The sequence below is a fragment of the Paenibacillus taichungensis genome (assembly GCF_047302525.1).
Classification (GTDB): domain Bacteria; phylum Bacillota; class Bacilli; order Paenibacillales; family Paenibacillaceae; genus Paenibacillus; species Paenibacillus taichungensis_B.
Genome location: NZ_CP168020.1, coordinates 4085836 through 4100482 on the forward strand (window position 1 = coordinate 4085836; position 14647 = coordinate 4100482).

Annotated in this window: 13 protein-coding genes; 2 read left to right on the top strand and 11 right to left on the bottom strand. The window is 46.1% G+C overall.

Features of this window, described 5'->3' with window-relative positions:
• Position 1 precedes the first annotated feature (1 nt).
• Positions 2-733 (top strand): RluA family pseudouridine synthase, encoded by a 732-nt coding sequence (locus ACDJ58_RS18190; RefSeq protein WP_413372266.1) that lies wholly within the window; start codon positions 2-4, stop codon positions 731-733.
• 201 nt (positions 734-934) lie between these two features.
• The gene (locus ACDJ58_RS18195; protein WP_413372267.1) at positions 935-1279 is read left to right on the top strand and encodes an MGMT family protein; all 345 of its coding nucleotides are present in this window, start codon (positions 935-937) and stop codon (positions 1277-1279) included.
• A gap of 113 nt (positions 1280-1392) precedes the next feature.
• Here the strand turns inward: ACDJ58_RS18195 and ACDJ58_RS18200 are convergent, their stop codons facing one another.
• The 11 genes from ACDJ58_RS18200 to purT all read right to left on the bottom strand — a co-directional run bounded on the left by ACDJ58_RS18200 (position 1393) and on the right by purT (position 14632).
• Complete coding sequence (locus tag ACDJ58_RS18200; RefSeq protein ID WP_413372268.1) at positions 1393-2904, bottom strand: DHA2 family efflux MFS transporter permease subunit; 1512 nt, start codon at positions 2902-2904, stop codon at positions 1393-1395.
• Positions 2901-3347, bottom strand: coding sequence for a MarR family winged helix-turn-helix transcriptional regulator (locus ACDJ58_RS18205; RefSeq protein ID WP_413372269.1), 447 nt, complete (start codon positions 3345-3347; stop codon positions 2901-2903). Before ACDJ58_RS18205 ends, ACDJ58_RS18200 begins: the two co-directional genes overlap by 4 nt.
• Before the next feature lie 241 nt (positions 3348-3588).
• Positions 3589-4026 carry a MarR family winged helix-turn-helix transcriptional regulator gene (locus tag ACDJ58_RS18210; protein ID WP_413372270.1) on the bottom strand — a complete coding sequence of 146 codons (438 nt, stop codon included), beginning with the start codon at positions 4024-4026 and terminating at the stop codon, positions 3589-3591.
• Positions 4027-4255: 229 nt separating this feature from the next.
• Entirely contained in the window at positions 4256-6718 is a 2463-nt protein-coding gene (gene gyrA, locus ACDJ58_RS18215) for a DNA gyrase subunit A (protein WP_413372271.1), read from the bottom strand.
• Between the two features lie 12 nt (positions 6719-6730).
• Positions 6731-8710 carry a DNA topoisomerase IV subunit B gene (gene parE / locus ACDJ58_RS18220; protein ID WP_413372272.1) on the bottom strand — a complete coding sequence of 660 codons (1980 nt, stop codon included), beginning with the start codon at positions 8708-8710 and terminating at the stop codon, positions 6731-6733.
• Between the two features lie 76 nt (positions 8711-8786).
• Positions 8787-9776 carry an ABC transporter permease gene (locus ACDJ58_RS18225; RefSeq protein WP_413372273.1) on the bottom strand — a complete coding sequence of 330 codons (990 nt, stop codon included), beginning with the start codon at positions 9774-9776 and terminating at the stop codon, positions 8787-8789.
• Positions 9769-10734, bottom strand: coding sequence for an ABC transporter ATP-binding protein (locus ACDJ58_RS18230; protein ID WP_413372274.1), 966 nt, complete (start codon positions 10732-10734; stop codon positions 9769-9771). The genes ACDJ58_RS18225 and ACDJ58_RS18230 overlap by 8 nt, the downstream gene beginning before the upstream one ends.
• Complete coding sequence (locus ACDJ58_RS18235) at positions 10735-11601, bottom strand: GDSL-type esterase/lipase family protein (RefSeq protein ID WP_413372275.1); 867 nt, start codon at positions 11599-11601, stop codon at positions 10735-10737.
• A gap of 247 nt (positions 11602-11848) precedes the next feature.
• The gene (locus tag ACDJ58_RS18240) at positions 11849-12649 is read right to left on the bottom strand and encodes a CAP domain-containing protein (protein ID WP_413372276.1); all 801 of its coding nucleotides are present in this window, start codon (positions 12647-12649) and stop codon (positions 11849-11851) included.
• A gap of 347 nt (positions 12650-12996) precedes the next feature.
• Entirely contained in the window at positions 12997-13455 is a 459-nt protein-coding gene (locus tag ACDJ58_RS18245) for a GNAT family N-acetyltransferase (RefSeq protein ID WP_413372277.1), read from the bottom strand.
• Positions 13445-14632, bottom strand: coding sequence for a formate-dependent phosphoribosylglycinamide formyltransferase (purT, locus tag ACDJ58_RS18250; protein ID WP_413372278.1), 1188 nt, complete (start codon positions 14630-14632; stop codon positions 13445-13447). Before purT ends, ACDJ58_RS18245 begins: the two co-directional genes overlap by 11 nt.
• Positions 14633-14647 lie beyond the last annotated feature (15 nt).

The window sequence follows — 14647 nt, forward strand, 5'->3', positions numbered from 1 at the left end:
TATGTCCGAACATTCGCAAACAACCGGTAATATTCCGATTCTGTTTGAGGACAACCACCTCCTAGGCATTACGAAACCGGTTAATGTACCTACACAGGAAGATGCATCAGGTGATCCGGATTTGCTTACACTGCTGAAACAGGATTTGAAAGAGCGGTATAACAAACCTGGTAACGTTTATCTCGGATTAGTGCATCGTCTTGACCGCCCCGTTGGTGGTGCGATGATTTTTGCCAAAACATCGAAGGCTGCTTCAAGATTATCCGAGACAGTTCGGGGACGTCATTTCCGTAAAATATATGCGGCTGTTGTACATGGCAAGCTGCCTGCACAGCAAGGTACGTTAAAACACACGCTGCTGAAAGATGCGCGTACGAATACCGTCACTGTTGTGCCTAAGGGTGCAGCTGGTGGTAAAGATGCTGTTTTGGATTACCAGGTTATCGGCGAAACCGACCGTTATAGTCTGGTTCACATCGAGCTGCACACAGGCAGATCTCATCAGATTCGGGTCCAAATGAAAGAAATTGGCTGCCCACTGTTCGGAGATCAAAAGTACGGTGCAGGTGTGAATAAGCCCGGACAACAAATTGCTCTCTGGTCTGCCATCGCTGCTTTTCCCCACCCGGTAACGAAGGAGGAAATTGTCCTGCAGTCCCTGCCTCCTCGTGAATTCCCATGGGCAGAGTGGCCGACTGCAGTGTATGATAAAGCATTTAAAGCGGATTACTAGTCATTACGTTTAATAAATCAATCATATTCACAGGGTCAGGTCAAATCTGACCATAAACCGTGTCATCCAGATTCCTTATCTGAATGGCACGGTTTTTTTGATCTCTTTCCATTCAAGTGATATGATAAACTATTTTTAAGGAATTACCACAATACTTAGACCCATATTGGTTTACTCAAATGGAAAGGAAGACCCACTATTATGACACCTTTTACGAAACAGGTCGTCGCCATCATCGCAGCAATCCCTGAGGGAAAAGTCATGACCTATGGACAGATTGCCGCTCATGCAGGCAGCCCAAGAGCTGCCAGACAGGTTGTACGTATTCTGCACTCCATGAGCCGGAAGGAACGCCTTCCCTGGCACCGCGTCGTCAACGCCAAAGGTCTGATCTCCATTCCCGACGAGCATTCACGTCTGATGCAGGAGACGGAGCTTATTAGCGAGGGCGTTGAATTTCAAATGGATGGGAGCATTAACCTCAGACTCTTCGGTCATGATCCTGGTCCTACATTCCTTCTTGATCCATCGACCGATGAAAAATAAAGCCAAAACAAGGCATAGCAAAAAGAGATTTCAAGCAGTGTGATCTGCCTGAAATCTCTTTTGTATATTAAAAGCCTTTATTGAATGAATAAGAACATTAACCTAAGTACGGTTTAAGCTGTTGCATTCACTTTTTGCTGCTCAACCGTTACAGGTTCAGTAGCCGGTTTTGTTTTACGGATAAAGAACGCCAGGAACAAAGCAACGACTGTCATTGCGGTCGCTATAATAAAAGCATAGTTTACCCCGTAGATGGTTGCATCTGCGGTAGCACGGAGCATTGCAGCCTTATCATCTGTAGCGATTTGGCCTGTAGCCAGGGTATCTGCCAGATGGGATTTCAGCTTACTGCTCATAATTGTAACGAGAATCGCTGTACCAATCGCACCTGCAACTGTACGCAGTGTATTGGACATCGCAGTACCATGCGCGTTCAGGCGCTGTGGAAGCTGATTGAGACCTGCCGTTTGAATTGGCATCATCAACATCGACATACCAAACATACGAGCTGTGTAGATAAACATCATGTAACCATAAGTTGTGTCGATCGACAGGCGGCTGAGCCCCCAAGTTGTGATGGCGGTAATTGCAAGACCGGCAACGGACAACCAGCGTGCTCCCACTTTATCGAAGATGCGACCTGTGATAGGAGACATAATCCCCATCAGGATAGCGCCTGGCATCATCAGCAAACCAGATTCAATCGGTGAGAATCCACGAATATTTTGCAGGAAAATCGGAAGCAGAATCATACCGGCAAACATCGCCATCGTAACGAGCATGTTAATGATCGTTGTTAAAGTATACATGTTGTATTTGAAAATACGGAACTCCAAAAGCGGATGATCTGTTGTCATCTGTCTAATAACGAACAGAATCAGGGATATGGCCCCTACGACCAGACAAGCAATAACAATTGCACTGCCCCATCCGTCTGTACCCGCATCACTGAAGCCGTACAACAAGCTACCAAAACCGAGTGTGGATAAAATAACACCTGGATAGTCCAATTTAGGTTTGGATTGACGTGTTACATTTTTGACAAAAGCAATACCGATTGCAGTTGCAATAACGGAGAATGGCAAAATGATATAGAACAACAGTCTCCAAGAATAATGTTCAACCACATAACCCGACAACGTCGGTCCAATGGCCGGAGCGAGAATCATCGCGATCCCCATCGTACCCATAGCCTGACCACGCTTCTCAATCGGGAAGATCGTCAAGAATACAACCGTCATCAGAGGCATCAGGATACCTGCGCCTGCCGCTTGAATAACACGACCTACCATCAGGATACCAAAGTTCGGACTTAAACCACAGACCAAGGTTCCTAATGTAAATAGCGTCATGGCTGTAATAAAAATTTGACGTGTCGAGAATTTGGCGATCAGATACGCCGTAACCGGAATCAACACACCATTGACGAGCATGTAACCCGTAGTCAGCCATTGGGCTTTATTCGCTCCGATGCCGAGGTCCTCCATAATTTTAGGAAGAGCTACGTTCATCAAAGTTTGGTTCAGGAAGGCGACGAATGCACCGATTAACAATGCGGCCACAATCGGGCCTTTCTTAATGTTGTCCATCGCTGAGGATGGCGCTGCTGCTGCAGTAGTACTCATTGGTTGTTCATCTCTCTTCCTTCTAACTTTTCAATCATTTGATTATGAATTCTTAGCAGATGCTCAAGGTCTTCCTTCGGGATATCTAGGATAGGTGACACTCGCTCCATCCACAAATGGTGTGTTTCCTGCTGAGCCAGTTCCCCTTTGTCCGTAATCTGAAGCTTTACGGATCGGCGGTCCGAGTCGGAACGCGTTCGAACAATGTACTCACCCTTGACCAGACGCTCCACTACAGCACTCATGGAACTGCTGCCCATATGACAGAGTTCAGCCACTTCATTGATACCGATAGAAGGACGCTCCTTCAAAATGGATAACACCATAAATTGAATCGAAGTGAGCTCAATTTCCTTGTTTTCATTCCAGAATGCCCGGAAGAGCAGTTGATTGACCTGCCGAAACGAATTAATAATGTAGAATACTTCGTATGTGTCAGACATTAATTCACCCTTTTTACTTATGGAATATAATATTTCGTACACGAAATATCAGGGGAACAATTACTTATTATAACAAAAATATTTACATAGTCAACTCTTTACATATAAAATTTTAGAAATTATTCTTAGTCATCCAATGAAGGCAAAACTCTTAACTATTTCATAAATAAAAAATAACCACAGCCCTCCTGCATTTTCAGCAAGAGTTCCATGGTTACTATTATTCGTGCGTCCATCGTCATTAAGATGTGGACAAGGCATGCTCTTTTGTTTTTGGTGTCGTCATTTTGCCTAGCAGATAAATCAGCAACTGCTGGTTGTGCATTGAAATGTTGCTGAGAACCGAATTCATAAATTCATTGCGAATCGTGATTCCCCGTTCAGTCTCCATGCGTCCCTTATCAGATAGGGATACCCATACAATTCGTCGATCCTGATCATCCCGATCCCGGCGAATCAGACCGTTTTTCTCCATACGATCCAACAACATCGTTACTGCTGCGGGTGTTGTGGCCAGAAAAGGAATCAGATCGGATGGTTTCATCTTCTCGTGATCCTCAAGAACCTCCAGTACGGCCAGCTGCGCCTCTGTTAACGAGGGTGCCAGCTCATGATCCATATGCAGCTTGTAGTCCTTGGTCAGCCTCGACCAGCACTTGGCAAAATCGGAATTATACATCTTGAATCGCTCCTCTCTGCAACCGGTTATCACTTCACCTGCTTAAGTTTTCGCCCTTCAAAGCCGCATTCCTGCTGCCTTTTTTCAATTTCCTAGCGATCGACCGTAATCGACGAAGGTTGTTAAACTTCGCATGGAGGTCCTCTTTTAATCCGCGTTTGAACAACAAAATAAGACTCCTCACATGACAGGTTTCCCTGCTCTGCAAAGAGTCTTTATTGAATCCTTATTAGGAGGAAGAAGCTGCCTGATTCTCTGCGAGATCCATAATAAGCTCCACAATTTCATCCTGTTTATCCACATGCACAAGCAATTTACCAATATGTTTCCGTTCAGTAATAGGTACAGCTTCGGAAGAAATGTGATGTGATTGACCTTCCTTGGTCATCACCGTTACCTTTCGTTGTTCCCGACAATAGAACGCTCCGGCAATTCGGCTACCGTTCGGTTTCACCCGTTTGCCTTCCTTGAATTCAAATGTTGCCAGTCCCTTGCCGCCACGGCTCTGCAGAGCATAATCCAGCAGTAACGAGCGTTTGCCATAACCCAAGTCAGACAATATAGCAACCTCGCCTTCATCGCCTTCCACCCACAGAACAGATACGACTTCATCCGTTTCTTTTAACTGAATACCACGTACGCCTCCAGACACACGACCCATCGGATTTACTTCATCCTCACGGAAACGGATGGCCATGGCTTCTTTGGTGATCAGCATGATGTCCTTGCCACCTGTACTTAGATGAACGGATAACACCTCATCATCCTTGCCGACTTTGCAAGCGGCTACTGCGCCGGAACGCTTGGTGACGTATTCCTTCAGTTCGGTACGTTTAACCTGTCCTTTGCGAGTGACAAAGACCAGACTGTGATCCGGCTCTTCGAAGGATTTAACGGCAAGCACACTTGAGATCCGATCGTCTTTTGCCAGAGGAATGACGTTGACGATCGCCGTCCCCGGATCTTTCCACTTGAATTCTGGTACCTGATGCACAGGCAACAGGAAATACTGGCCTTTCTTCGTAAATACCAGCAGATTCTCAAGCGTGTTCACTTCAAGGACCTGAGCGATATAATCGCCTTCCTTCACACCACTTGCGTTACGTTCCCCGCCGGATCGTGTGAATGATTGCATGCCTGTACGCTTGATGTATCCCTCTTTGGACAATGTGACAAATACATCTTCGGCGTTCACCAGCACTTCCAGATTAACCTTCAGTTCTTCCACTTCGCCCTGGATGGCAGAGCGACGGTCAATTCCGTATTTCTCACGAATCTCCATCAATTCTTTGCGAATGACACCGATCAGCTTGCGATCACTATCAAGAATAGAGCGTAACTGCGCAATCTTTTTCATCAGTTCGCCGAGTTCCTTTTCCAGAGAAGAAATCTCCAGATTAGTCAAACGGTACAATTGTAAAGTCAGAATGGAATCCGCTTGCCGTTCCGAGAAACCAAACATCCACATCAGGTTATTTTGAGCATCCTGACGGTTCTTCGAGGCTTTAATAGCCGCAATGACCTCATCTAGGATGTTAAGAGCTTTTACCAGACCTTCCAAGACATGTGCACGGTCTTCCGCCTTCTCCAGCTCAAAGCGGGTACGGAACGTCACAACTTCACGCTGATGGGCAATATAAGCCTCGAGGATTGATTTCAATCCCAATTGTTGAGGGGCTTTGTTTACAATCGCAACCATGTTGAAGTTATAAGTGACCTGCAAGTCGGTTTTCTTCAGCAAATAAGCCAAAATACCTTGTGCATCCGCTTCTTTTTTCAGCTCAACCACGATTCGCAGGCCTTCACGCCCACTCTCATCCCGTACTTCGGCGATTCCTTCAACCTTTTTCTCCAGCCGAATGTTCTCCATCGCAGTAACCAGACGGGATTTTACGACCTGATAAGGAATCTCAGTAATGACGATTTGCTGTTTGCCACCGCGCATATTCTCGATATCCGTTTTGGACCGGATATAAATCCGCCCTTTACCAGTTCGGTAAGCATCCAGAATACCGTCCCCGCCCATAATCAATCCGCCAGTCGGAAAATCGGGACCCTTCATGAACATCATGATCTCGTCCAGTTCAATCGATGGCTTCTCCATAATGGCAATGCAGGCATCAATAGTTTCACGCAAGTTGTGCGGAGGAATCTCCGTTGCAAACCCGGAGGAAATACCACTTACACCGTTGACCAGCAAATTCGGATAACGAGACGGCAATACAACCGGTTCTTTGGCCGTATTGTCAAAATTATCCTTAAACAGAACAGTCCGTTTCTCGATGTCGCGAAGCATCTCCATAGCGATGGACGACAAACGGGCCTCTGTATAACGCATCGCTGCAGCCGGATCATCATCCTGTGATCCCCAGTTACCATGACCGTCCACGAGCATATGGCCCATTTTCCATGGCTGTGCCATCCGCACCATACCTTCATAGATGGAGGAGTCCCCGTGAGGATGGTAGTTACCCATGACGTCCCCAACGGTTTTGGCTGACTTCCGATATGGTTTCTCCGGCGTATTTCCTGAATCGTACATGGCGTACAGAATACGCCGCTGCACAGGCTTCAAACCATCCCGTACATCGGGAATGGCCCGATCCTGAATAATGTATTTGGAGTAGCGACCGAAACGGTCACCTACGACCTCTTCGAGAAAGGCCGGCATAAATTGTTCTGATAGGCTCATTCCAAGCACCTTCTATTCTTCGTACTCTGTAAAGTCGACGTTCTCTACAATCCAGCGTTTACGCGGATCAACTTTATCACCCATAAGCGTAGATACTCGTCGCTCCGCTTTCGCTGCATCAACGATCTGTACCTTGAGCAATGCACGTGTTTCCGGGTTCATTGTAGTCTCCCACAGTTGATCCGGATTCATCTCGCCAAGTCCTTTATAACGTTGGAGCTCCACATTGGTTCCAAATTCTTTCATGTAATTCGCCAGCTCTTCATCGGTCCAGGCATAACGTACACTTGCCATTTTGCCGGATTTGCGCGTGAGTTTGTAAAGCGGCGGCTGAGCGATATATATTTTCCCTGCATCAATTAACGGTTTCATGTAGCGGTAAAAGAAAGTCAGCAATAGTACCTGAATATGTGCACCATCCGTATCAGCATCCGTCATAATTATGATTTTGGAATAATTGCTGTCTTCAACTGCGAATTCGGTTCCAATACCCGCCCCGATCGCCGATGTAATGGCGCGGTATTCTTCGTTTTTGAGGATATCAGCCAACTTTGCTTTTTCCGGATTGAGCGGTTTCCCCTTAAGCGGGAGTATCGCCTGGATCTTGGAGTCACGCCCCTGTTTGGCTGAACCGCCTGCGGAATCCCCTTCGACGATAAACAGTTCATTCCGGGTAAAATCCTTTGATTGTGCCGGAGTCAACTTGCCATTGAGGTTGGAGCTTTCGCTGCGTTTTTTGCCCGTCCGCATCTCATCACGTGCTTTGCGTGCAGCTTCTCTGGCTCTGGAGGCCTGAACCGCTTTGCGAATCAACGTTTGCGCAACCTGCGGGTTTTCTTCCAAAAACCGCTGGATATTCTCGGACACGACAGAATCCACTGCGCTTCGCGCGGAAGCGCTACCGAGTTGATCCTTCGTTTGTCCTACGAATTCAACCTCCGACATTTTGACACTGATAACAGCCATCATGCCTTCACGCAAATCATTACCTTCAAGGTTTTTATCTTTTTCCTTAATCATGCTGGTACGCCGTGCGTAATCATTCATCACACGTGTATAAGCTGCTCTGAATCCGGTCTCATGTGTACCGCCGCCCCTAGTAGAAATCGAGTTGACGAACGACGCCAGAGTTTCCGTATAACCCGCGTTATACTGGATCGCCACTTCGACCTCAATGTCATCCTTCTCCGCATAGAAGTGAATGACATCATGCAGCACATCTTTATTTTCGTTAAGAAAAGCAACAAACTGGCTTGCTCCGCCTTCGTACATGTACTCATCCTGATTGCCTGAACGTTCGTCCTTGAGCATAATTCTCAGACCCGAGTTCAGGAAAGCAATCTCCTGAAGACGTTCTGCCAGTGTATCATAATTAAATTGAATGCCGCTCTGGAACACGCGAATATCCGGTTTAAACGTAACTTTTGTTCCCGTTCGATTGGTATTGCCCAACACTTCGAGACCAGACACCGGTTCTCCGACATGCTCAACGCCTTTTTTGTCCTGCCAATACTCGAATCGTTGACGATGAATCTTGCCATCACGGAAAATCTCGACTTCAAGCCATTCGGACAATGCGTTCGTAACTGACGCACCTACACCGTGCAAACCGCCTGATTTTTTGTATCCTGATCCACCGAACTTTCCGCCTGCGTGCAAAATCGTAAACACGACCTGGGGAGTAGGAATCCCTGTTTTATGTATACCTGTCGGAATTCCCCTTCCGTTATCCTGAACCGTAATAGAACCGTCCTTATGCAGCGTGATATCGATTTTGGAGCAGAATTTGGCGAGATGTTCGTCGACAGCGTTATCCACGATTTCCCATACCAAATGATGTAGACCCGAAGTACTGGTGCTGCCGATGTACATCCCCGGCCGTTTCCGTACCGCTACCAGTCCTTCAAGTACTTGAATGTCGTCCGCGTCGTAGCCTGAAGACCCTTGTCCTCCGCCTGTCGAACCTGCCGACATATCGATTTGCTCGACCATTCATGCTCCCCCTTCTTAACTTGCAACTAAAAAAATGCCTAAAATGCAAACAGATGTTTTCTTATCCTTGTCCATTTTAATTCAAGATATCCCGTTTCGTAAAGACAATGAATGACACAAAGAGTGAAGCAATGCCCCAAACACTAAGCACAATAAGGGAAAAACCTAAATTCATCCCTTCGATTGGTGGCAATCCGCCAGACAAATAATTCGGAAGTTCGAGGTTAACCATGAACAAATATTTGGCTGACTGCCAGGATGCGGCCATACTGGTGAGAATAGTTCCTGCTATGAGTGCTGCCATCATGATGACAATACTTGCTGCTGTACTTCGCACTAGCACAGAGACCATGAAGGCAAGCATCGCCACAATTATACTGACGAACCAGATGAGCCCTGCCTGCATTAGCATATACAGCCACTGGTCCACAGCATGGACTGCAGACATATCGACATCTGTACCCACAACCTTGAATCCGGTAAAGATCGGCATACCGAAACCTTTATATCCGAATACCGCTCCCGAAATGACATAACAGATAACGTACGCCGACACCACAATAATCGACACGAACATAATCAACGTGATGAGCTTACTCAGCAACACTTTCCAACGTTTGACCGGACGGGTCAGCAGCATTTTAATCGTACCTGTGGTGCGCTCACCGGATACCAGATCCGAAGCAATCGCCATAATGAGCAGTGGTATAAACAATCCAACGGCGTTATTCATGAATTCCCGCGTAAAAGTTACACCGCCAGGTTCCTTTGGATTGATGTCATTCTCCAGATAGTATTGCATTTGCTGAATGTACACAGTCCTGTACTTTTTGTATTCTTCAGGTACCCGGTCACTGCCAAGCGAGTTCTGATTATCCGTAATGGCTTGTTGCAGTTCAAGCCGCCAGTCGCCGCCAAACTTGTCACGATTATTTTCAGCAGATTTCATCTGGGCATACGTAAACATCGGAACCAGGACCACGAGTACGATAAAAATAATATAAAGACGTTTTTTCTTTACCATCTTAATCGTTTCGTTTCGGATCAGCGGCATGATGTTACTCAATGGATTCACCTTCTGTCATTTTTAAGAATAGCTGTTCCAGCGTAGGCTGAATCCGCTGCACACCTTCAACCTGAATTCCGGCTTGCACCATTTGCTGCACGAGGGCTGGAATCCGATCTTCATGCATTTCAGCAACGACAGCATTTGGACCAAGCCCTGCAACAATGGTATCATCCATAACATCAGCAGGCCGATCCACCAGGGAAACACCTGCATCCAGCAGCATTTTTTTACCTTCTTCCAGCGGAGTAACATGCCATATCGCCAATTTGGAATGGTCTTCAATCAGTTCACTGACGCTGCCAACTGCCAACACGCGCCCAGCACTGATAATCGCCACCCTGTCACAGAGAAGCTGGATCTCGCTGAGCAAATGACTGCTAACGAATACAGCCATGCCTTCACTTGCAAGCTGTTTGATAAAGACGCGAAGTTCCTTAATCCCTTTGGGATCAAGTCCGTTCGTTGGCTCATCCAGAATCAGCAGCCGCGGGCGTCCAAGCAATGCCTGTGCAATACCAAGCCGTTGACGCATCCCCAGAGAGTAGGTTCTTACTTTATCATGAATCCGCTGATCGAGGCGTACAATATCCACAACTTCCTGAATACGGTCATTATCCACGCCAGGCTGCATACGGGCAAAATGCTCAAGATTTTCCCATCCGGTCAAATACGTGTACACTTCCGGGTTTTCAACAATGGAACCGACGTATTTCAGGGCCCGTTCAGGATCACGATTGACATCATACCCACAGACTTGAATTTTACCTTCCGTCGGTTTAATCAGATCTACTAACATCCGGATGGTTGTTGTCTTCCCGGCACCATTGGGACCCAGAAAACCGAAAATTTCGCCTGGTTTAACGTCAAAAGTAACATCCTTAATGATCCACTTGCGTCCAATCTTTTTCTTCAGATGCTGTACGGACAATACGGAATCAGTCTGTTCTTGTGCCATTTATTTCCCGCTCCCTTCTGCTGGGGTCTCTGCCTGATATTCCTGTACAATCCGAACCGCAATTTGCTCGTAGCCTTCTCCATTTGGATGAAAATGATCTGACGACAGATACTGTCCCAGATGATTTTCAAACAGATCAAATGTAGGCACGAGTGTCATCTTGTCCTCGTTGTTCAGAACCTTCATTGCAGCATCGTTCCATGCAGCTACAACCGCATTTCCTGGCTCTTTGAGTTCTTTCACATCCCCAAACGGATTGTATAGCCCTATGTAGGCAATCTGTGCATCAGGGTTAATTTCTTTCACTTTCTTCAAGATCTCCTGCAAACGATTCGACGTCTCCGGTAATGCCGCAGCAAGTGTCTCTGCCGTTGGCGCGTCTTCTCCCTGTAGAACCTGTCCACCCTGGAATAGATCATTGGCTCCGATCGACAACAGAATAAAGTTGGATTGTTGTAAAACATAACGTACACCCTGTTCATCTAGTTTGTTCAACAATGCATCTGTTCTCAAACCGTTCACACCCATATTGTTCAGCACTTGCACATCATATCCTTGATCCTTGAGCAAATTACCTGCCCGTCTTACAAAACCAAGCCCTTCGTCATCCCCCGTACCTCTTGCCAGGGAATCACCAACCACAGCCATTCGAATTTTGCCATCATTCACCGCAGGTGTTGATTGCCCGCTATCCTTGGCAGGTGTCGTTGTCTGCTGTCCTGTACCTAATTGGACATCTCCCTCAGGAAAAATAACGTCTTTAATGGCGTATCCAAATCCAAATAACAGCAGCAATGTTGTCAATATGGATACTGTGCTAATGGTTCTCCAGATCCATGGCGCTGAATCAAGATTTCTTTTTTTCATCCATCACATCTCCGCTCATGTACACCTGGCCGGGTGCTTAAAATTTAAAATGATTTTACATTAAGATGACGCTTTTTCTAAATAACATAAATGTTCTGTCGTTAATTTGCAAATTTTGCCGCTGTATTAAACAGAATTCAGTTTCAAATATGCTTTTACAAAAAAAAGCTATGTCGCGCACAGCTTCGAGCTGTGATGACATAACCTTTTTTTGAACTAAAATCAGAATATTCTTCAATAAAATTAATTAATTGCCGATAAATTCTTGAGCCCAGTATCCGTTGTAGTATCCAACACCGATTTTCGTAAAGTTTTTGCTCAGGATATTCGCACGGTGGCCTTCGCTATTCATCCAGGCTGTAACAACCTCTTGAGGTGTTTTTTGCCCTTTCGCGATATTCTCGCCAGCATAGCTGTAAGTTACTCCGAATTGTTTCATCATGTCAAACGGAGAACCATAGGTCGGTGATTGGTGATCAAAATAATTGTTGTTGCTCATATCTTTAACTTTGGCTACAGCCACTTTGTCCAAAAGAGCATCAGAAGCCAATGCGCTCAGGCCAGCTTTGGCACGTTCAGCGTTCACAAGTTTTACTACTTGAGCTGCAAAATCCGATTGTGTGCTCTCGCTGCCACTGTTGCTTGTATTTCCTGTATTGCCTGTAGACGTTCCAGTTCCAGTTCCACTATTTGAAGGATCTTTGGCTGGTGTAGTTGCTGGTTTCTCTTCTTGAGTTGGTTTTGCAGGTGTTACCGGTTTTGCAGGTGTTGTCGGTTGAGCTGGCTTAGTAGTTTGATCAGGCTGTGTTGCAGGCTTCTCTACTGTTGCTTGCCCCTCGCCAGTGGATACAGTGTAACCATTATCTTTCAACCATTGTTCAATGTACGCTTTTAAGCTTTCCGTACTCGTAATTTTATACGTTGTAGTTTTAGTAGTCGTTTTATATGATGCATCTGCAGCAGAAGCGGAAGCAGGGAGCATAACCCCTACGGCGAGTACGGCTGTCAGACTGCTGGTTACCACGGTTTTCATCCATTTCTTCTTCAAATTCATTCATCTCCTTAGAAATATTAGTTATGACAACTTTGTAATTAATACTCTAGGAGTATATCAATTGAATAGTAGAATGTGAACCCATAAAATATGGAAAAGTAACTTTTTTGTCATTTTTGCAACCTGTTTCAAATGGGTGTGAACAGTTTATAGTACATTGCACCATATCGTGCAACCTGTTCTTAAAACACTGACATATCAACTAAAATCCAATAGATAAACTTAAAATACGGCATAAAAAAATGGCATCCGGACAAAAATGCTCGCCGAATGCCACTTATCTTCTATTTATCATTCACCACACCAAAAACGTGAAGATCGCGATATAATAAACTCTTTTTCTATAGAAGGACTTTACTGAAACGATAGCCTCTCTTCTGGAAACCAATATGCTCGTAGAAAGAATAGGTTGTTGAAGTCACTTCACGGTTCGCTCCGGTGACAAACAATTGTTTCCCACCTTGCTGTCTGCCCCAATCCTCGGCACGAGCCATCAGACGACGGCCAATTCCGCCCCCACGATGGTCTTGCCCTACAATCAAGGACGTAATTTGTGCGGCAGGTTCAGGATAGGCATGACTTTGCACACATTGCAAGCCAATCACACCAATAATTTGTTCATCCACTTCGGCAACAAGCATGCATGCGTTTGGATTACTTTCCAAACATTCAATGCGCTCTTTCATGACATTGGCTGTTGTGGGATAGCTGACCTCTCGCATCAGTCCCGTTACCGCTTCAGCATCTCGCAGTTCACACTCTCGGATCATCAGTACAGGGGCCTCAACATTATTGGACATGATTTACCTCCACTTTCAGCATATTAGCGGCTTGTACCGCTGTTTTACGAGCTTCTTCCACATCTTGGCCGGCACTTAATGCTACGGCCATTCGGCGTCCCACTTTGGTCTCAGGTTTGCCAAATACACGAACCTGAGTACGAGGAAGCGCCAGTGCTTCTTCAATCCCGCCTACAGTAAAGTCAGATGATTCATCATTAGCCTTCAGCGTTGCTGAAGCTCCCGGTGTCAGTAAATGTACACCTGTGACCGGAAAACCAAGAATTGCACGCACATGCAGCGCAAACTCGGAACTATCTTGCGTTACCATAGTAACCATGCCTGTATCATGCGGACGAGGCGATACCTCGCTGAACACAACTCCATCTGATGTCAGGAATAATTCGACCCCGAACAGTCCATAACCACCGAGTTCATCCGTAACAGACTTGGCAATATGACAAGCTTGTTCCCATTGCTCCGGTGTCATCGCATGAGGCTGCCACGATTCGACATAATCCCCATCTTTCTGAATATGACCGATCGGAGGACAAAATACAGTCCCTGAGACAGATCTAACAGTGAGCAGCGTAATTTCGCTGTCAAACTTCACAAAGCTTTCCACAATGACACGTACGGATTTGCCACGTGCTCCCGAAAGAGCAATGTTCCAGCAATCCTCTACGTCATCCGATGTACGGCATACACTCTGCCCTTTACCGGAAGAACTCATTAGTGGTTTGATGACGCATGGTGTACCCAATTCACGAACAGCTTCCTGAAGTTGTTCCAGATTGTCCGCAAAAAGATAGGCCGCTGTCGGAAGGTTCAATTGTTCGGCTGCCAGACGGCGGATGCCTTCGCGATCCATCGTTAAACGGGCAGCACGGGCCGTAGGAACGACACAAAATCCTTCTTCCTCAAGCTCGAGTAAAGCTTCTGTTGCGATTGCTTCAATCTCAGGTACGATGTAATGAGGTTGTTCCTTTCGGATCAATTGTTTCAGAGCTTCGGCATTTAACATGTCGATGCAGTAAGACCGATGCGCAACCTGCATGGCAGGTGCGTTTTCGTAACGATCAACAGCGATCGTCTCTACTCCCAGTCGTTGGGCCTCAATAACGACCTCTTTTCCCAATTCTCCGCTGCCCAATAGCAGCATTTTTTTGGCTTGAGCCGAAAATGGAGCACCCCACATGTTCTTTCCAATCCT

Coding starts and splice junctions, on each gene's coding strand:
- ACDJ58_RS18245 (WP_413372277.1), bottom strand. CDS start 13,455: ATGTCCAATAATGTTGAGGCCCCTGTACTGATGATCCGAGAGTGTGAA.
- ACDJ58_RS18205 (WP_413372269.1), bottom strand. CDS start 3,347: ATGTCTGACACATACGAAGTATTCTACATTATTAATTCGTTTCGGCAG.
- ACDJ58_RS18235 (WP_413372275.1), bottom strand. CDS start 11,601: ATGAAAAAAAGAAATCTTGATTCAGCGCCATGGATCTGGAGAACCATT.
- parE (WP_413372272.1), bottom strand. CDS start 8,710: ATGGTCGAGCAAATCGATATGTCGGCAGGTTCGACAGGCGGAGGACAA.
- ACDJ58_RS18230 (WP_413372274.1), bottom strand. CDS start 10,734: ATGGCACAAGAACAGACTGATTCCGTATTGTCCGTACAGCATCTGAAG.
- ACDJ58_RS18195 (WP_413372267.1), top strand. CDS start 935: ATGACACCTTTTACGAAACAGGTCGTCGCCATCATCGCAGCAATCCCT.
- gyrA (WP_413372271.1), bottom strand. CDS start 6,718: ATGAGCCTATCAGAACAATTTATGCCGGCCTTTCTCGAAGAGGTCGTA.
- ACDJ58_RS18200 (WP_413372268.1), bottom strand. CDS start 2,904: ATGAGTACTACTGCAGCAGCAGCGCCATCCTCAGCGATGGACAACATT.
- purT (WP_413372278.1), bottom strand. CDS start 14,632: ATGTGGGGTGCTCCATTTTCGGCTCAAGCCAAAAAAATGCTGCTATTG.
- ACDJ58_RS18190 (WP_413372266.1), top strand. CDS start 2: ATGTCCGAACATTCGCAAACAACCGGTAATATTCCGATTCTGTTTGAG.
- ACDJ58_RS18210 (WP_413372270.1), bottom strand. CDS start 4,026: ATGTATAATTCCGATTTTGCCAAGTGCTGGTCGAGGCTGACCAAGGAC.